General features: G+C 55.2%; 20 protein-coding genes. 5 read left to right on the forward strand and 15 right to left on the reverse strand.

All coding sequences use genetic code 11. The features are described from left to right. Positions 1 to 63: 63 nt before the first annotated feature. On the reverse strand, positions 64 to 1,809 hold the full coding sequence (gene dnaG, locus OGX90_RS05405) for a DNA primase (RefSeq protein ID WP_003828467.1): 1,746 nt from the start codon (positions 1,807 to 1,809) through the stop codon (positions 64 to 66). 237 nt (positions 1,810 to 2,046) lie between these two features. Then, complete coding sequence (rpsU, locus tag OGX90_RS05410; RefSeq protein ID WP_001144069.1) at positions 2,047 to 2,262, reverse strand: 30S ribosomal protein S21; 216 nt, start codon at positions 2,260 to 2,262, stop codon at positions 2,047 to 2,049. A 236-nt stretch (positions 2,263 to 2,498) separates the two neighbouring features. On the opposite strand from rpsU, the gene tsaD reads away from it, so the two are divergent. Next, a complete protein-coding gene (tsaD, locus tag OGX90_RS05415) occupies positions 2,499 to 3,512 on the forward strand; it encodes a tRNA (adenosine(37)-N6)-threonylcarbamoyltransferase complex transferase subunit TsaD (protein WP_003024694.1) in 1,014 nt (337 codons plus the stop codon). Between the two features lie 88 nt (positions 3,513 to 3,600). Here the strand turns inward: tsaD and ureG are convergent, their stop codons facing one another. The 10 genes from ureG to ttdA all read right to left on the reverse strand — a co-directional run bounded on the left by ureG (position 3,601) and on the right by ttdA (position 11,676). Then, positions 3,601 to 4,218 carry an urease accessory protein UreG gene (gene ureG, locus OGX90_RS05420; protein ID WP_286623300.1) on the reverse strand — a complete coding sequence of 206 codons (618 nt, stop codon included), beginning with the start codon at positions 4,216 to 4,218 and terminating at the stop codon, positions 3,601 to 3,603. 9 nt (positions 4,219 to 4,227) lie between these two features. Then, on the reverse strand, positions 4,228 to 4,899 hold the full coding sequence (locus OGX90_RS05425) for an urease accessory protein UreF (RefSeq protein ID WP_234096780.1): 672 nt from the start codon (positions 4,897 to 4,899) through the stop codon (positions 4,228 to 4,230). Beyond that, entirely contained in the window at positions 4,899 to 5,357 is a 459-nt protein-coding gene (ureE, locus tag OGX90_RS05430; protein WP_234103461.1) for an urease accessory protein UreE, read from the reverse strand. The genes OGX90_RS05425 and ureE overlap by 1 nt, the downstream gene beginning before the upstream one ends. 9 nt (positions 5,358 to 5,366) lie before the next feature. Next, a complete protein-coding gene (ureC, locus tag OGX90_RS05435) occupies positions 5,367 to 7,070 on the reverse strand; it encodes an urease subunit alpha (protein WP_234692391.1) in 1,704 nt (567 codons plus the stop codon). After that, entirely contained in the window at positions 7,063 to 7,383 is a 321-nt protein-coding gene (locus tag OGX90_RS05440) for an urease subunit beta (protein ID WP_057067197.1), read from the reverse strand. Before OGX90_RS05440 ends, ureC begins: the two co-directional genes overlap by 8 nt. Positions 7,384 to 7,392: 9 nt before the next feature. Further along, positions 7,393 to 7,695 carry an urease subunit gamma gene (locus tag OGX90_RS05445; protein WP_003024678.1) on the reverse strand — a complete coding sequence of 101 codons (303 nt, stop codon included), beginning with the start codon at positions 7,693 to 7,695 and terminating at the stop codon, positions 7,393 to 7,395. A gap of 10 nt (positions 7,696 to 7,705) precedes the next feature. Beyond that, positions 7,706 to 8,530 (reverse strand): urease accessory protein UreD, encoded by an 825-nt coding sequence (locus OGX90_RS05450; protein ID WP_223124334.1) that lies wholly within the window; start codon positions 8,528 to 8,530, stop codon positions 7,706 to 7,708. A 123-nt stretch (positions 8,531 to 8,653) separates the two neighbouring features. Beyond that, entirely contained in the window at positions 8,654 to 10,117 is a 1,464-nt protein-coding gene (locus tag OGX90_RS05455; RefSeq protein WP_241176393.1) for an anion permease, read from the reverse strand. 48 nt (positions 10,118 to 10,165) lie between these two features. Next, positions 10,166 to 10,771, reverse strand: a complete 606-nt coding sequence (ttdB, locus tag OGX90_RS05460; RefSeq protein WP_003828447.1) for a L(+)-tartrate dehydratase subunit beta — start codon at positions 10,769 to 10,771, stop codon at positions 10,166 to 10,168. Continuing rightward, positions 10,768 to 11,676: a L(+)-tartrate dehydratase subunit alpha gene (gene ttdA, locus OGX90_RS05465; protein ID WP_235126642.1), complete on the reverse strand. Its 909-nt coding sequence runs from the start codon at positions 11,674 to 11,676 to the stop codon at positions 10,768 to 10,770. Before ttdA ends, ttdB begins: the two co-directional genes overlap by 4 nt. Before the next feature lie 213 nt (positions 11,677 to 11,889). On the opposite strand from ttdA, the gene ttdR reads away from it, so the two are divergent. Continuing rightward, complete coding sequence (gene ttdR / locus OGX90_RS05470; protein WP_241176394.1) at positions 11,890 to 12,831, forward strand: L-tartrate utilization transcriptional activator TtdR; 942 nt, start codon at positions 11,890 to 11,892, stop codon at positions 12,829 to 12,831. Between the two features lie 31 nt (positions 12,832 to 12,862). Here ttdR and plsY read toward each other — a convergent pair whose 3' ends face one another. Further along, complete coding sequence (plsY, locus tag OGX90_RS05475) at positions 12,863 to 13,480, reverse strand: glycerol-3-phosphate 1-O-acyltransferase PlsY (protein ID WP_003828443.1); 618 nt, start codon at positions 13,478 to 13,480, stop codon at positions 12,863 to 12,865. Positions 13,481 to 13,586: 106 nt separating this feature from the next. Here plsY and folB point away from each other — a divergent pair, with 106 nt between their 5' ends. Together folB and bacA are read left to right on the forward strand one after the other, a co-directional pair. Continuing rightward, positions 13,587 to 13,955, forward strand: coding sequence for a bifunctional dihydroneopterin aldolase/7,8-dihydroneopterin epimerase (folB, locus tag OGX90_RS05480; RefSeq protein WP_003024659.1), 369 nt, complete (start codon positions 13,587 to 13,589; stop codon positions 13,953 to 13,955). Between the two features lie 86 nt (positions 13,956 to 14,041). After that, positions 14,042 to 14,860, forward strand: coding sequence for an undecaprenyl-diphosphate phosphatase (gene bacA / locus OGX90_RS05485; RefSeq protein ID WP_003828439.1), 819 nt, complete (start codon positions 14,042 to 14,044; stop codon positions 14,858 to 14,860). Positions 14,861 to 14,969: 109 nt separating this feature from the next. Here bacA and OGX90_RS05490 read toward each other — a convergent pair whose 3' ends face one another. Together OGX90_RS05490 and OGX90_RS05495 are read right to left on the reverse strand one after the other, a co-directional pair. Beyond that, the gene (locus OGX90_RS05490) at positions 14,970 to 16,205 is read right to left on the reverse strand and encodes a multifunctional CCA addition/repair protein (protein ID WP_032945041.1); all 1,236 of its coding nucleotides are present in this window, start codon (positions 16,203 to 16,205) and stop codon (positions 14,970 to 14,972) included. A 62-nt stretch (positions 16,206 to 16,267) separates the two neighbouring features. Further along, positions 16,268 to 16,888, reverse strand: a complete 621-nt coding sequence (locus tag OGX90_RS05495) for a TIGR04211 family SH3 domain-containing protein (protein WP_003828434.1) — start codon at positions 16,886 to 16,888, stop codon at positions 16,268 to 16,270. A gap of 241 nt (positions 16,889 to 17,129) precedes the next feature. Here OGX90_RS05495 and OGX90_RS05500 point away from each other — a divergent pair, with 241 nt between their 5' ends. Beyond that, a complete protein-coding gene (locus tag OGX90_RS05500; RefSeq protein WP_048215523.1) occupies positions 17,130 to 18,431 on the forward strand; it encodes a CYTH domain-containing protein in 1,302 nt (433 codons plus the stop codon). Positions 18,432 to 18,540: the final 109 nt, after the last annotated feature.

Raw genomic sequence — 18,540 nt, forward strand, 5'->3', positions numbered from 1 at the left:
GGCTGTCGGGGGCTTCCCGATCGATATTCGGCAGTTAAGCCGTTAAATACTTTTGTCTTTCTGTTATTTCTTGGCCAGTTCCTGGTTCAGTGTCCAGAGTTCCCGGCGTTCTTCGCTGCTTAAACCGTGTGTGCGCTCACGAGCTATCAACTCTTCCTGGCGCAGTTCAAGCATCGAATCAAACATATGGTTGAGTGAGTCGGTGAAGGTTTTTTCCGCGATATCTTTATCTGCTATATCGTCCCACATCGACAGTTTTTCAAGGGTCGCAGCATCATTTGTGCCACGGTAGTGTTCTAAAAGTTGCCCGGTGGTCAGACCTGGCTGAGCCAGACAAGTGTTGACCAGTTCTCTGAATAAGCCAAGTCCAGGCAGCTTATTACTATCCAGTGCGCCTAACGGTGGAACCAGCGGGGCGAGGCCCGGGTTCTGTACCAGCAACCCTATAAGTATACGCATGGTCGTACGTTTTAGCTGTGGAACAGGGCGGGAAGCCCCATTTTCTGCCAGTTTAGGCATTAAACGTTCAAGCTGGCTGTCATCCAGAATGCCGAGCTTGTTCCCCAACTCCTGTCGCAGGTAAATGCGCAACGTTTCGCCTGGTACCTGAGTAATCAGCGGTAATGCCAGCGTACTGAGCTGTGCGCGTCCGTCCGGGGTACTCAAATCCACCTGCGGCAGCAGGCTGTTAAATAAAAACGCGGAGAGCGGCAGCGCCTGCTCCATCCGGGCTTCAAAGGCCTCTTTCCCTTCTTTACGCACCAGCGTATCGGGGTCTTCGCCGTCAGGTAAAAACATGAAGCGTAGCTGGCGTCCGTCTGTCATATAGGGCAGTGCGGTTTCCAGTGCGCGCCATGCTGCGTCGCGTCCGGCACGGTCGCCGTCGTAACAGCAAATTACGTTGTTCGTCGCGCGGAACAACAGTTGGATGTGATCGGCAGTAGTTGACGTCCCTAGGGATGCCACGGCGTAGTTAATGCCGTATTGCGCCAGCGCCACCACATCCATATAGCCTTCTACCACTAACAGGCGCTGTGGATCGGCGTTATCCTGCTGGGCTTCATAAAGGCCATACAGCTGGCGTCCTTTATGGAAAATATCGGTTTCCGGGGAGTTCAGATATTTCGGCAGGGCATCGCCCAGCACGCGTCCACCAAAACCAATGACTCGACCACGTTTGTCGCGAATGGGGAACATCACCCGTTCGCGGAAGCGATCGTAACTGCGTCCCTGATCGTTGGTGACCAACATCCCCGCATCGACCAGCGATTTGCGATTCTCAGCATTGCCGCCAAACCGTTTCAGGACGTTGTCCCAGCCGGGGGGCGCAAAACCAATAGCAAAACGGGTGATAACGTCGCTACTTAATCCTCGCTTTTCCAGGTACTGGCGCGCAGGGGTAGCGGCGGGCTGCATCAAAGACTGTTGATAAAAAGTGTTCAGGCCGTCCATCAATTGATAAAGGCTTTGCCGTTGATGGCGCTCTATCTGACTGGGGCCACTGCCTGCTTCATAGGGCACTTCAAGGTTGTGCATTGCGGCCAGTTCTTCGACGGTTTCCACAAACTCGAGCTTGTCGTAGTTCATGAGAAAGTCGACGGCGTTGCCATGCGCGCCACACCCAAAGCAGTGATAAAACTGTTTTTCACCGTTTACGGTGAAAGAGGGGGTTTTTTCGTTATGGAACGGACAGCACGCGTGATAATTTTTGCCCTGCTTTTTCAGCTTTACCCGCGCGTCGATGAGATCGACGATGTCGGTTCTTGCCAGCAGGTCATTGATAAAAACGCGAGGAATTCGTCCAGCCATAAGCCCCTGTTTTTTGATGACTCATATACACAAAATCATTCAGGATGCATCAAGGCGGCAAGGAAGCGAATCCTCAGGAGCGTACAGCAGTACGTGACTGGGGTGAGCGACTGCAGCCAACACTGAGGCAGCTTGAATGATGACGTGTATAAACGAAAATAAGCCGCGCATTCCTTCCGGAAGCACGGCCTTACAACTACAACTCAGTCTGAATTGAGAGCTTTGGCTCTCAATGGATTAGTACAGACGAGTACGGCGTGCGTTTTCGCGAGCCAGTTTCTTCGCGTGACGTTTCACAGCAGAAGCTTTAGCGCGCTTACGTTCGGTAGTCGGTTTTTCATAGAACTCACGACGACGAACTTCCGCCAGAACACCTGCTTTTTCGCATGAACGCTTGAAGCGACGCAGTGCTACGTCGAACGGCTCGTTTTCACGTACTTTAATTACCGGCATGTAACTCTCACCTTTAATAAATTCGGTTTGCCGCTGGCATCAACGCCAGCTTATTTCAAAATGGTGCGGAATTTTACTGCAATTGCTGCTGCTTTGTAAAGCACCGACGCGATTTTGAAAGGGACTTTTATAAGGACAAGGAGTATACACGAGCGAAACTCCTGGGGCGAACAAAGTTTTACATCAACCCGCATTGGTCCTACACTGCGCGGTAATAGAGCGAGGTAAAACAAGTCATGCGTGTACTGGGTATTGAAACATCCTGCGATGAAACCGGCATCGCCATTTACGACGATGAAAAAGGTCTTTTAGCCAACCAATTGTATAGTCAGGTGAAATTACATGCTGACTACGGCGGCGTAGTGCCTGAACTGGCCTCGCGCGATCACGTACGTAAAACCGTACCGTTGATCCAGGCCGCGCTGAAAGAAGCGGGACTGACGGCAAAAGAGATCGATGCGGTGGCGTATACCGCAGGTCCTGGTCTGGTTGGTGCGCTGCTGGTTGGCGCAACCGTAGGACGTTCGCTGGCGTTCGCCTGGGGCGTACCGGCAATTCCTGTGCACCACATGGAAGGGCATCTGCTGGCGCCAATGCTGGAAGATAATCCCCCTGCATTCCCGTTCGTCGCGCTGCTGGTTTCCGGCGGCCACACGCAGCTGATCAGCGTCACCGGTATCGGTCAGTATGAATTGCTGGGCGAATCGATTGATGATGCTGCCGGTGAAGCGTTCGACAAAACCGCCAAGCTGCTGGGATTGGATTATCCTGGTGGCCCAATGCTGTCAAAGCTGGCATCACAAGGCGTTGAAAAACGTTTTGTCTTCCCGCGTCCGATGACTGACCGTCCGGGGCTGGATTTCAGCTTCTCCGGCCTGAAAACCTTTGCCGCGAATACCATTCGTAATAACGAAAATGACGATCAGACCCGCGCTGATATCGCCCGTGCGTTTGAAGATGCGGTGGTCGATACGTTGATGATCAAGTGCAAACGCGCGCTGGACCAAACCGGTTTTAAACGTCTGGTGATGGCGGGGGGCGTGAGTGCGAACCGTACGCTGCGCGCAAAGCTGGCTGAGATGATGCAAAAACGTCGTGGCGAAGTGTTTTACGCGCGTCCGGAATTTTGTACCGATAACGGGGCGATGATCGCCTACGCGGGCATGGTGCGCTTTAAAGCGGGTGCAACGGCGGATCTTGGCGTGACCGTGCGCCCACGCTGGCCGCTGGCGGAATTACCGGCAGCATAAGTTTTTTTTGCCCGGTGGCGCTGCGTTTACCGGGCTTACAAAACCGTAGGCCGGGTCAGGCGAATCCGCCGCCCGGCGATAGCTCTCACTACATCCGCAACATTCCTTTCTCTTCCAGAAACGCGATAATTTTGTCCAGGCCTTCTCCAGATTTTAAATTACTAAACGTCCATGGACGCTCGCCGCGCATGCGCAAGGTATCGCGCTCCATCACCTTCAGCGATGCGCCGACGTAAGGGGCAAGATCGGTTTTATTGATCACCAGAAAATCGGATTTGGTGATCCCCGGACCGCCTTTACGCGGGATCTTCTCGCCTTCGGCAACATCGATCACATAGATCGTCAGATCCGCGAGTTCCGGGCTAAAGGTGGCGCTCAGGTTATCGCCGCCGCTTTCCACAAAAATCAGATCCAGATTGCCGAATTTCTCGCTCAGCGCTTCTACGGCGGCCAGATTCATCGACGCATCTTCGCGGATGGCGGTATGCGGGCAGCCACCGGTTTCCACACCAACGATTCTGTCCGGTTCCAGTGCGCCAGCCTCGGTGAGAATGCGCTGATCTTCTTTGGTGTAGATATCGTTGGTCACCACCGCCAACTGATAGCTGCTGCGCATGGCTTTGCATAACGCTTCCAGCAGCGCCGTTTTGCCGGAGCCAACCGGGCCGCCAACGCCCACACGCAGGGGATGCTTGTAGTTACTCATTTTTTCTCCTCAGGAGCGGAATAATCGGGAATATTGGGTTTCATGCCGGGCAGACGCGATAGCGGCCAACGGCGTTGCGGAGCCGAGGCTGGTGTCAGGACACGTCAGCGCCTGTGCCAAACCCTGCGCATAGCGATCGCAGAGCGCAATAATCAAACGCTGGGCCGCCTGTTGTCCAAAAGGAACCAGCTTGACGCCAGCCATGACAGCGCTCTCAATCCAGCTGTAGCCGAGGCTTAACGCCAGCTCCGTCAGCGGAATTTTCCAGCGTACGCCCAGCCAGGCCATGCCGCAGAGTTGGCTGTCGACAAAGAGGGTGCGCCATTCTCGCGAGCAATCCGCCTCCCAGTCGGTGACCAGCCGTGTAAACGCCGCACCCCGACTGCGTTCTTCATCCCGCAGTTCGCGGGTTTCGCGACAGGCCAGCAGGTAAGCGCTCCAGCGGCGTGCTGCGTCGAGATCGTCCTGCTCGCAGGCGCGATACAGTCTCGCCAGCAGCGGTAGGTCAACGGTAAAAAAGTTCTGCTCCATCTGCTGGATTTGCCAGGCAGAGAAGTCATCGACGCTTTTCACCCAGCCGATTTCCACCGCCCACTCCAGACCCTGGGACCAGGTAAATGACCCTACCGGGAGCGCGCTGCTGGCGAGCTGCATCAGACGTAGCTGTTGGCTGTTATGCATCAGTGCGCATGGCCGTGGTGATGCCCGTGTGATTCACTGGCATAAGCGCCTGCTTCAGGTTCAAACGGCAACTGGGCGAACGTCACCTCAAGGTTGAACTGGCGCAGCATGTCGTCCAGCACATGATCGTGATGGTAACGCAGTTCATCAGGCAGGATTTGCAGCGGAACGTGGCGATTACCGAGGTGATAACAGGCTTTGGCGAGCAGGAAAGGATCGGCGCAGCGCACCACGGAAACCGACTCCGGTGCGGCGATCACTTCGATCACTTCGCTGCCATCTTCGGTACTTAGCAGATCGCCGCCGCGCAGCAGCAAACCACGCGGTAGCATTAGCCCGGCTTCGCGACCGTCGTTCAGCGCCACTCTGGCGCGACTTTTAACCCGAACATCAATGGGTAGCGTGACGCTTGCGGTGGCGCGGTGGGCGTGGTCAAGGCGTTGGGTCAGGTAGATCATCGTCACTCCTCAAAACAGAAAATAGCGTTGCGCCATCGGCAAAACGTCTGCCGGTTCGCTGGTGATAAGTTCGCCATCAATACGCACCTCGTAGGTCTGAGCATCGACGGTGATATTGGGTTGCAGGCCGTTGTGGATCATGTCGGCCTTTTTCACCGTCCGGCAGCCTTTGACGACGGCGATAGTGCTTCGCAAACCGAGCTGCTGCGGGATGTTTTGCGCGTCAGCGGCTTGCGAAATAAAGGTCAGCCGGGTGTGATGCCGTGCTGCGCCAAGTGCGCCGAACATCATGCGGTAATGCACCGGCTGCGGGGTGGGGATCGAGGCGTTGATGTCGCCCATCGGCGCGCAGGCGATCATCCCGCCCTTGACGATCGTCGCCGGTTTTACGCCAAAAAAGGCGGGCGACCACAGCACCAGATCGGCCAGTTTGCCAGGCTCAACGGAGCCGACTTCATGGGCGATACCATGGGTTAACGCCGGGTTGATGGTGTATTTGGCGACGTAGCGTTTAACGCGCAGGTTGTCGTTGTCACCGGTTTCTTCTGCCAACGGGCCACGCTGAACCTTCATGCGGTGCGCCACCTGCCAGGTACGCAGGATCACTTCGCCCACGCGCCCCATCGCCTGTGAATCGGACGAGGTCAGGGAAAACGCGCCAATGTCATGCAGCACATCTTCGGCAGCGATCGTTTCCCGGCGAATGCGGGATTCGGCAAAGGCCACGTCTTCGGCGATATCCGGATCGAGGTGGTGGCAAACCATCAGCATGTCGAGATGCTCGTCGATGGTGTTGACGGTATAGGGCAGCGTCGGATTCGTGGAGGAGGGCAGAATATTCGGATGCGCGCAGGCGGTGATGATATCCGGCGCATGGCCGCCGCCCGCGCCTTCAGTGTGAAAAGTATGAATGGTGCGATCGCCAATCGCCGCCAGCGTATCTTCAACGAATCCGGACTCGTTGAGCGTATCGCTATGCAGCGCGACCTGGATGTCCATCTCGTCGGCTACGGTCAGCGCGCAGTCGATAGCGGCAGGCGTGGCGCCCCAGTCTTCATGGATTTTCAGGCCAATTGCGCCCGCGCTGATTTGCTCGCGCAGGGCGTCTGGGTTTGAGCCATTGCCTTTGCCCAGCAAACCAATGTTAACCGGCAACGCATCTGCCGCCTGCAGCATGCGCGCGATGTACCAGGGGCCCGGCGTGCAGGTGGTGGCGTTGGTTCCTGCTGCCGGACCGGTGCCTCCGCCGATCATCGTCGTCACGCCAGAAACCAGCGCCTCCTGCGCCTGCTGTGGGCAAATCCAGTGAATATGCGTATCCACGCCGCCCGCGGTGACGATCTTGCCTTCCCCGGCAATGACTTCAGTTCCCACGCCTATCGGGATCGTGACGTTGGGTTGAATATCGGGATTACCTGCTTTGCCGATGGCGAAGATCCTGCCGTTTTTGATGCCGATATCCGCTTTCACGATCCCCCAGTGATCGACGATCAGCGCGTTGGTGATCACCAGATCCACGCATGCATCGGCGCGCATTTGTCCCTGGCCCATGCCGTCGCGGATCACTTTTCCGCCGCCGAATTTGACCTCTTCGCCGTAGGTGGTGAAGTCTTGTTCCACCTCGATCCACAGGTCGGTATCCGCCAGGCGCACTTTATCGCCGGTGGTTGGGCCAAACATGTCGGCGTACGCCTGCCGGGAAATGTCACTCATTATCTGCCTCCAGTGCGCCCATCACTTCGCTGCGAAAACCCACGATCCTTTGTGCACCGGCAACGCGCACCAGTTCGACTTCGCGTTTTTGTCCTGGCTCAAAACGCACCGCTGTGCCCGCAGCAATGTTCAGACGAAAGCCGCGTGCGGCCAGCCTGTCAAAGCGCAGCGCCGGGTTTACTTCGTAAAAGTGATAGTGCGAGCCCACCTGGATGGGTCTGTCGCCATGATTTTCCACCACGATCGTGCAGGTCTCCCGCCCCTGATTAAGCGCGATATTGCCTTTTGCGATCTGATATTCACCTGGGATCATTGCCGCTCCTTAGACGATCGGGTTGTGGACAGTGACCAGCTTCGAACCGTCCGGAAATGTGGCTTCAACCTGAATATCCGGGATCATCTCCGGTACGCCTTCCATCACCTGATCGCGGCGCAGGACGTGACGCCCGTCTTCCATCAGCGCGGCCACGGTTTGCCCGTCACGCGCCCCTTCCATGATGAAAGCGCTAATCAGCGCCACCGATTCCGGGTAGTTCAGCTTCAGCCCGCGGGCCAGGCGACGTTCCGCCACCAGCGCAGCGGTAAACAGCAACAGCTTGTCTTTTTCTCTGGGAGTCAGTTCCATTAGGGTTCTCTTAGGTTTGCCAGATTCGCGGGAGTACGGGCGCTTTATGTGTCAGCAGCGGGCGCAGAAATTGCCAGATGTCGCGCATAACGCGCTGGACAACCAGGTTGTCGTTAGCAAGAAAACGGATTGTCAGCAACGAATCGTTAAGCGTTGCCCCGGCGTAATCGCCAAGCGCCGTAAGCCGCTCCCGCGTGCCCTCGAGCATATGTTCGCTGGCCGGATAACACAGCAACGTGCCGACCCAGGGATGATGTGCGACGCCGCTCAGATTCCCCTCCTGCAACTGCAAGCGTTCTATCAGCAGTGGCTGCCCATCTCGCCATACTTCCAGGCGGTTTTGCAGCGTGCCGTAACTGAAGGTCTCCTGCATAACCGGTCGGCCAAGACACAGCAGATCCCAGGCCAGCAGGCGGCTTGTGGATGTCAGATGAAAGACGGTCTGAATAGCGGCGTTGGCGCCGGGAAAGAGGATCGTATCCTGCGGCAACCACTCCAGCGTCGCGTGAGGAGTGAGGGTAAAATGCTGGCGCAGTAATGCCTGCGGTCCACGGCTGCGGTAAAACTTTCCCGCGCCAGGCTGGGTGATTAACGCGTGGCTGTTTTCGTCGAGCGTTACGGCGATATGGAGCTCATCCCCGCCGACGATCCCCGCCGGTGGATGAAGCAAATAGAGATGGCATACGTCCTCTTCCGGGTAAAACGGGCGTTGAACCGTCAATGGACCATGATGACGCGCCGAGGCGAGCACCGTTTTGTGCCCGGTGCAGGTAAAATGCAGATCCAGTTCGGCCTGCCAGCCCCGTGTGAGTGTCTCGTGCGCAACCGTGTCCAGAGCGTTTCCCCTATCAGCATGAGGGTGTTTGCATACAAAAAAGTATGCCTCAGCGCATCGGGAAATCGATCATATGAGAAGCTTATGGATAAAGGGGCGACAATACGCCGCCCCACCAGGGTTTTACAGTAAAACGAGGGGCATCCAGACCAGACCGGTAATCACCAGCAGCACGAGGAAAATCAGGCCAAAAATAGCACCGAGTCGCCAGTAATCCACCGTTGGTAAATAGCCGCTGCCGTAGTAGATAGGGCTAGGGCCGGTGGCGTACGGGGTCAGAATGCTGCCCAGACCAATGGCGGCGCCGACCATCAGGCAGAAGACCGGTAGCGGGATTTCCGGCATTGCCAGCGCGGCGGCAATCATCATCGGTGCGAGGGCGGAGGTATACGCCGTGGCGCTGGCAAAGAAGTAGCGCAGCAGATAGAACACCACGATAAGCGCCACCATCACCATCATCGGCGAATAACCGCTCAGCCCATTTGCCAGCAGCTTGCCGAACCAGGTAATAAAACCGGTGTTATTGAGCCCGGTGGCCAGCGTGATCAGCGAGGCCAGCCAGAAAAAGACGTTCCATGCGGCTTTATTGCTGACGATGTCATCCCAGCTAATGATGCGCAGCACCAGCATCAACGCCACCACGCTGTATCCGACCATCGCAGCGTCAATATAATCGCCGCCGAAGATCCACAGCACCAGCGCGCCGACCATCAGCACCAGCATCTTTTTCTCGCGAGCGCAGAGCGGTCCCATCGATTTTAGTTCGGTATCCGCCCAGCGTGGAACCTGATCACCGGATTTCAGCACCGGTGGATACAACACGTACGCCAGCCACGGCACGATCAGCACCAGTAAAATGCTCAGCGGCAGCATGCCTAAGAACCAGTCACCCCAGCTTAGCGCGGTGTGGGACGCGCCTTTCATCAGACCGATCAACAGCAGGTTCGGCGCCATTGCCGTTAAGAAAATGGCGCTGGTAACGCAGTCAGCGACAATACCCATCCACATGATGTACGAGCCAATAGAGCGTGAACTGGCGCTATTGGGTTGTGAGTTATACAGCGGCGGCAGGTTGCGGATAATCGGGTAGATTATTCCGGCCCCACGGGCGGAGTTGGAAGGTGTGACGGGAGCGAGGATAAGTTCGGAGAACATCACCGCATAGCCGAGAAACAGCGTCCTATGCCCCATCTTTTTCACCAGCATCAGCGCGATTCGCCGACCGAGTCCGGTTTTCTCATAGCCAGTACCAAACATAAAGGCCGCGAAGATCAGCCAGATGACCGAGTTTGAAAAGCCAGATACCGCCCACGACAGCGATTTGGCGGTAAATTTAAAACCGTCCTGCGCGAGTTGCTCCGGGCTGAACAGCAGCCACGGTGAAAGGACGGCGATGATCGAAATGCCAATCATCGCCACTACCGCGCCCGGTACAGGTTCCAGAATAAGCCCGACAATCACACCGGTAAAGACGGCAAAATAGAGCCAGGTGTGGCTCTCAAGACCGGTGGGGACGGGTAGAACAGCAATAATGGCGATGACCACCAGCGGAGCCAGGTATCGCCACCAACCAGCTAAAGGTGCCATTGTTGTATCCCTACGAAAGAGGAGAGGCGTAGCGCCTCTCCGGGAGGGTTATTTGATGTAATGCACGTGCTCGCAGATTTCATCGACGATAGGGTCGCGACGTTCAGCGAACAGCTTTTTGTTTTCAGCGATCAGGTTATTGCCGTGGGTATCGATGGAAACGATCAGCGGGCCGAACTCTTTTACCCGACACACCCACAGGGACTCCGGCATGCCGAGTTCCGTCCAGTGCACCTCTTCGATCTCCTCAACCTGGGTTGCCGCCACGACTGCGCAGCCTGCCGGGAAGATGACGTGCAGCGCTTTAAACTGCTTGCAGCCTTCTTCCGTCAGCGGTCCCATGCCGCCCTTGCCGACCACCAGTTTGACGCCAGTCTGTTCGATAAAGTCTTTCTCAAACGCTTCCATACGCATGCTGGTGGTTGGGCCGACGGAAACCATTTCCCATTTTTCACCGTTCTTACGTACGATCGGGCCCGCGTGGAAAATGGCTTTGCCGTTCAGGTCATAAGGAATCGGGCGCTTCAGTTCGATCAGGCGGCGGTGGCAAACGTCACGGCAGGTCACCAGCGTACCGGTCAGGTAAATGACATCGCCAACGCGAATGTCTGCCAGATCTTCTGCTTTGATCGGGGTTGTGAGGATCTTTTTCATAACGCGCTCCGGGTGTGAGACAGGTTTTCGAAGGAGAGGTCAGCATGAACCAACAGCGTGCCGCGACGGTGGGCCCAGCAGCCGGTAGAGACGGCAACGCCGATAGTCGACGGGTGGCGCGCGGCGGATTCGATATGCACGCCCATCACCGAGCTATTACCGGTCAATCCTTGCGGACCAATGCCCAGACGGTTAAGTCCTTCTTCCAGACGCAGTTCCAGTTCGGCCGCTTTCGGATTCGGATGACGTGAGCCGATAGGGCGCAGCACCGCTTTACGAGAAAGAACGGCGGCGGTTTCTACGGAGGTGGCAATACCTACGCCCACCAGCACCGGCGGACAGGCGTTGACTGCCAGCGTGGAGATATTTTCAAAAACAAATTTCACCACACCTTCGTAGCCCTCAGAAGGCATTAACACTTTCGAGCGTCCCGGTAGCGTACAGCCGCCGCCTGCCATGTAGACTTCGATTTCCGCGTCATCGTTATCAGGGATGATGTCCCAGGTGACCCACGGCACACCGGTACCTGTATTTTTGCCGGTATTCACTTCGTCAAAAATCTCGACCGCGTTATGGCGCAGCGGCGCTTTTACCGTGGCGTCTTCAACGGCCTGCTTCAGAATGCTTTGCAGTTCGCCGAGGAGCGGAAAACGGGAACCGACCTTCACGAAGAACATAATCTCGCCGGTGTCCTGACAGGCTGGGCGGTTCAGGTCGATAGCTTTCTGCATGTTGTCAAACATGGTGTGGTAGATGATTTTACCCATCGGCGAGGTTTCGCCTTCACGCAGCTTTTTTAATTTATCCACGACGTCATCGGGCATGCGGGTAGAAATCATGGCGGTAAAATCGGCGACAATGTTAGTCAGCGTATTTATCGCATTTTGGTTATTTTGATTGCTCATCTTGTTAACTCCAGTTCTTTTATTTATCTGGAAATAAATTCTCCGCCACAAACTACCACTAAAAGTGTGGATTAATATTATTTGCCACTGTGAATATCTAATTAACAGTTCGTGAATGATGGCCGGATAAGGCAATAAAAATTGCGCAAAGGCAGGGTTTAAGACGCATGAGAGAATTACACTGCGGTGAACAACATTACGGATAGACCGATCATGCTGAACACGTATCCCCTGGCGAAAGACCTGCAGGTGTTGGTTGAAATTGTGCATAGTGGCAGCTTCAGCGCCGCCGCCTCGACGCTGGGGCAAACGCCGGCGTTTGTGACAAAACGCATTCAGATCCTAGAGTCCGCGCTGGGGACGACGCTGCTAAGCCGCTCTGCGCGTGGTGTAGCGCTCACGGAGAGTGGTCAACGTTGCTATGAACATGCGCAGGCGATCCTCGCGAGTTATCAGCATCTGGTCGATGACGTCACGCAACTCAAAACGCGCCCGGCAGGGATGATTCGTATCGGCTGTAGTTTTGGCTTTGGGCGCAGTTATATTGCACCGGCAATTACCGAATTGATGCATAGCTACCCTGAATTACAGGTGCATTTTGAGCTTTACGATCGGCAAATTGATTTGGCGCAGGATAATATCGATTTGGATATTCGTATTAATGACGAGATACCGGATTATTATATTGCGCATTTGTTAACGAAAAACAAAAGAATATTGTGTGCGGCCCCACCGTACTTACAAAAATACGGTGAGCCGATGACGTTACAGGAATTAAGTCGTCATGATTGTCTGGTCACCAAAGAACGCGATATGACTCACGGGGTGTGGGAACTGGACAATGGTCAGGAGAAAAAGTCGGTCAAGGTGGCGGGACATCTTTCCTCTAACAGCGGTGAGATTGTGTTGCAGTGGGCGCTACAGGGAAAAGGGATTATGTTGCGTTCCGAATGGGATGTGCAGCCGTTTCTGGCCAGCGGTGAACTGGTGCGTGTGCTGCCGGACTATGCGCAGAGCGCTAATATCTGGGCGGTTTATCAGGAGCCGCTGTATCGCAGCGTGAAGCTGCGCGTGTGCGTGGAGTTTCTGGCGACGTGGTGTCAGAACCGATTAGGCAAACCGGTGGAGGGGTATCACATCCCCCACGCCGGATAAGACGCCGTTGCGTCGCTATCCGACAATAAAATCACTCGGGGTCTCGTTCGCGTTTTTTCTTCAGCTTGGTCCAGATCTTCGGCTCCTGACGACGCCACAGACGCTGAATGTTGTCATGGTGACGAAGCAGAATTAAGCACGACAGCATGGACACCGGGAAAGTGAACTGGGGATTGAACCACCAGACGTAAAAAGGGGCGATCAACGCGCTGACGATAGCGCCTAACGACGAGTAGCCGCTCAACAGGACGGTCAGCAGCCAGGTCCCGGCCATCACGCCGGTTAAGTCCCAACCAATCGGCGCAATCGCGCCAAAAGCGGTGGCAACGCCTTTCCCACCTTTAAAGCCGAAGAATACCGGCCAAATGTGGCCCAGACAGGCGGCGATTGCGATCAATCCCAGCCAGAAGGGGCTGACGCCTAGCGCATAGGCACCCCAGACGGGTAACATACCTTTCAGGACGTCGAAAATCAGTACCGCGACGGCGGCTCCCTTGCCACCGATGCGCAGCACGTTTGTCGCGCCCGGATTCCCAGAGCCGCTGTCGCGCGGGTCCGGCAATCCAGCAAGGCGGCATACCAGAATAGCACTGGAAATTGAGCCACAGAGGTACGCGAAGATAATCATTCCAGGCGCGATTGCACTCATAAGCTGTTCCGTTTTGAAAATGTCGTGTAAAACGCTACTTCTGTGGATAATACGCATATTTCGCCGGAAGTGGTATCCGGGTTAGCCAAAAAGCAGGCAGGTCGTGATGGATATTGTATTTATAGAGCAACTTTCTGTAATCACCACTATTGGTGTTTACGACTGGGAACAAACGATCGAACAACGGTTGGTGTTCGATATCGAAATGGCATGGGATAACCGCAAATCGGCTAAAAGCGATGATGTGGCTGATTGCCTGAGCTATGCTGATATTGCTCAAACGGTTGTTAATCATGTGGAAGGTGGGCGCTTTGCGCTGGTAGAACGGGTTGCGGAAGAGGTGGCAGATCTGCTGCTTAGCCGCTTTAATTCTCCCTGGGTACGGATCAAACTCAGTAAACCTGGCGCGGTAGCCCGTGCGGCGAACGTCGGGGTTATCATTGAGCGTGGCAATAATCTGAAAGAAAATAATTAATTTAATAATTTCTAAAACAAACGGGTATAAAAGGGTCCTTTCGTCGGCTCTTTTTTGCCGTGGTTTCTCTATCTAGGGGTTTATTAATGAGTGATATGCACTCGCTGCTGGTGGCGGCAATTTTGGGTGTGGTCGAAGGATTGACGGAATTTTTACCCGTTTCCAGTACCGGCCATATGATTATTGTTGGCCACTTATTGGGTTTTGAGGGTGACACTGCGAAAACATTCGAAGTGGTTATCCAGTTAGGTTCTATCCTGGCCGTTGTGGTGATGTTCTGGCGACGTCTGTTTGGCCTGATCGGTATTCACTTCGGCAAGGCTCCGCATGAAGGCACTGGCAAAGGTCGACTGACGCTGGGACATATCCTGTTGGGGATGATTCCAGCCGTGGTACTGGGGCTAATCTTCCACGACACCATCAAATCGCTGTTTAACCCGATCAACGTGATGTATGCGCTGGTGGTGGGTGGTGTACTGCTGATTGCCGCAGAATGCCTGAAGCCGAAAGAACCGCGTGCGCCGGGTCTGGATGATATGACCTATCGCCAGGCGTTTATGATTGGCTGTTTCCAGTGTCTGGCGCTGTGGCCGGGTTTTTCTCGCTCCGGGGCGACGATTTCTGGCGGCATGCTGATGGGCGTGAGTCGTTACGCGGCCTCGGAATTCTCCTTCCTGTTGGCCGTGCCGATGATGATGGGCGCGACGGCGCTGGATCTCTACAAGAGCTGGTCTTTCCTTAGCGCATCAGATATCCCGATGTTTGCAGTCGGATTTGTGACGGCGTTTATCGTGGCGCTGGTGGCGATCAAAACCTTCCTGCAACTGATTAAACGCATCTCGTTCATTCCGTTTGCGATTTACCGCTTTATTGTGGCGGCTGCCGTTTACGTCGTGTTCTTCTGATGACTTACCGTGGTGCCGGATGGCGGCGTTCCGCCTTATCCGGCCTACGGGTTATATCCATTTCGAACCTGTAGATCGGATAAGCACAGCGCATCCGGCAACGCAGTGTCTACGCTTTCGGGCAACGCTGCTCCTTCCAACTGGCTACCGCCGCGATGCGACGCCGGGTCAGTTCTTCACGAATTGCCTGACCTTTGAATCCAGCTTCAACCACGTCTTTCGTTGGCACCGCCTGCGCAACCTGCCAGGCTTCGCGCAACAGTCTGCCTTGCGGATAATCTGCCGCTTCAAAACCGGTTCGCCCACGCACATCGGCCTCGCTGGTGAGGGCGATTTGCTCCACGCGTTGCGGTTTGCGCCAGGCATCGATGGAATCAAACAGCTTAACGATGGTTTTCGGCTGCAGGATCGGGAAGGTATGAATGAGGTCGTGGAACTCGGAAACCAGTTTGGCTAAATCACGGATGTCATTCGGCACGCGCAGGCGCTGGCACAGTTGTTCGACAAGCTTAACACCCGCCGGACCGTGGCCGTGATGGCGCGGCCACAGCGCTTTAGGCGTCAATGCCTTGCCAAGATCGTGGCACAGCGTAGCAAAACGCACGTCGACCTCCGGACTTAACATGGCTGCCATCGACAGCGTCATCAGCGTGTGAATGCCGGTGTCGATTTCCGGATGCCACTGCGCGGGAGCTGGAACGCCAAACAAAGCATCCACTTCCGGAAACAGGACGCGCAGTGCGTCGCAGTCGCGCAGGACCTGGAAAAATACCTGTGGGTTACGGGTGGTTAATGCGCCTTCGGTTTCTTTCCACACCCGCTCTGGTGTCAGATGCTCCAGTTCACCAGCGGCGGTCATGTCACGCATTAGCGTCATGGTTTCGTCAGCAATCCGAAAACCGAGATGTGCGTAGCGGGCAGCAAAGCGTGCCACGCGCAGTACGCGCAGCGGATCTTCGCTAAAGGCAGATGAAACATGGCGCAGCAGACGGTTTTCCAGATCGTCGCGTCCGTTATACGGGTCGATAATCTCCCCGTCGTCATCGCGGGCGATTGCGTTGATGGTCAGGTCACGACGCTGAAGATCGGCCTCCAGCGTGACATCTGCGGCGGCATAGCAGGTGAACCCGGTATACCCCGAGCCTGACTTACGTTCGGTACGCGCCAGCGCATACTCTTCGCGGGTTTGCGGATGCAGAAACACGGGAAAATCGCGGCCTACCTGCTGGTAGCCCGCGTCGAGCATCTCTTGCGGCGTGGCGCCAACAACAACCCAATCTTTATCTTTAATCGGTAGCCCTAATAACGCATCCCGAACAGCACCACCGACCAGATAAATCTTCACGCCACTTTCCTTTTGAAAACTATGATCCCTTAATCATATGTCAGTGTGGCGGAGAAGGCGATTCAGTTCATCCAGCGATCTTTGCGTTTACGGCTTGGGATCATGTGTGGCAGAACCAGGCCGAGCAGCAGACCAAGACCCAACACGCCGCCACCGTACATAAACCACTGCATGATGATGGTGCGCTGTTTGTCATCAAGCTGAAGGTTGGCTGCGCTGACCTTCTTTTGCGCCACGATAAGCTCGTTTTTCAGCTTCTGGTTTTCTTGTTTCAGCCCGTCGATCACGCTGTCGCTTTGCGCTACCTTTTGCTGCATATCAGCGGTGCGCTGGTTCCACGTGGTATCGATATTATTGAGCTTATCGGTCAAGGTCTTAACCTGGTTTTCCAGGTCGGGAACGCGGGTACGCAGGCTCGGCGTACTGTTCAGCTCTTTCAGTGGGATCCAGGCGGTACGTCCGGTGCTGTCTTTCACCTGGCCGTAGTTAGTGTTGGCATCGGTCTGTAATAGCGTGACTTCCTCGCCGGCGTTAACCGTACCCACGAGGCGATAATTATCTCCCGGACCGCTGCGGACCCAGGTGTTCAGTTCGTCAGAGACATAGCGCTTTTCTTCGGCATGAGAGACTGCAGTGGCGCTAAGTGCGAGTAAAGTTAATCCAATCAGGCGTAATTTTGGCATCAGGCTGTCGTTATTGTCATAGAAAGTGGAACGATAGTAGTGGCATCAGTGTCTCTACGCAAAGCATTCGACATCAATCGGAATCATCTGTGTCCTTTTTGCCACCACTCGAAACTTTTACGCCCGTCAAATTGCTCGTTGCATGGCAATTTGGCGCAAAATACTATCTACTGACCATAAAGAACGAACTTAGTTCGCAGTCAGTTTTCTCAACTGTGACATAACCCATAAGTACAAGACCATGGCCCAGGAAATCGAATTAAAATTTATCGTCAATAGTGACGCTGTAGATGCGCTACGTGAACGTCTGAATACGCTGGGGGGAGAGCATCATGCGCCCAGCCAGTTGCTGAATATCTACTACGAAACACCGGATGCGTGGTTGCGTGGTCACGATATGGGGCTGCGTATTCGCGGTGAAAATGGTCATTACGAAATGACCATGAAAATTGCCGGACGCGTGACGGGCGGACTGCACCAACGGCCGGAATATAACGTTGCGCTAAACGCGCCTGAGCTGGACCTCACCTTGTTCCCAACGGAAGTCTGGCCTGATGGCGAGCTGCCTGCTGAACTTGCTTCTCAAGTGCAGCCGTTGTTCAGCACCGATTTTTACCGTGAGAAATGGTTGGTTGATGTTGATGGCAGCCGGATTGAAATGGCCCTCGATCTGGGGGAGGTGAAAGCGGGCGAGTTTGCAGAACCTATCTGTGAGCTTGAACTTGAACTGCTAAGCGGCGATACCCGTGCGGTACTGAAGCTGGCAAACCAGCTGGTTTCGCAAACCGGTTTACGCCAGGGTAGCTTGAGCAAAGCAGCGCGCGGTTATCACCTGGCTCAGGGGAATGCGCCGCGCGAACTTAAGCCGACACGCATTTTGAAAGTTCCGGCGAAAGCGAGTATTGAGCAGGGGCTGGAAGCGGCGCTGGAGCTGGCATTATCACAGTGGCAGTACCATGAAGAGCTGTGGGTGCGCGGCGTTAAAGGGGCGAAAGCCGAGGTGCTGGCGGCTATGGGCCTGGTGCGTCACATTCTGATGCTGTTTGGCGGTAATGTGCCGCGAAAAGCGAGCGCTCACTTACGTGATTTGTTGACCCAGTCGGAAGCGATCATTTCGTCGGACGTTTCTGCTGTTTCGGCGGTTTACAGCACGCAAACGGCAATGGCCAAGCTGGCGCTGACCGAATGGCTGGTGACCAAAGGATGGCAGCCGTTCCTTGATGCGAAGGCGCAGGGAAAAATTGCCGACTCCTTTAAGCGTTTCTCGGATACCCATCTTTCACGCCATGCCGCTGAGCTGAAAACCGCTTTTGCGCAGCCGCTGGGCGATCAGTACGCCGATCAGCTTCCACGTTTGACGCGCAACATTGATAGCATGCTGATGCTGGCGGGATACTACGATGAAAATGTCGCATCAGAATGGATCGCCAACTGGCAGGGTTTGCGCCACGCCATTGCGGCCAACCAATATATTGAAATTGAACACTTCCGTAACGAGGCAATTGCACTGGAACCGTTCTGGCTGCACAGCGGAAAACGATAATCAGCGCCGAGGCCGGGATGCCTGATGGCGCTGCGCTTATCAGGCCTACGCGATGTGTGTAACTGTCATGTAGGCCGGATAAGGCGAAAAGACGCATCCGGCACCATTC

This window comes from Citrobacter sp. Cpo012, assembly GCF_030333015.1.
Taxonomy (GTDB): Bacteria; Pseudomonadota; Gammaproteobacteria; order Enterobacterales; family Enterobacteriaceae; genus Citrobacter; species Citrobacter portucalensis.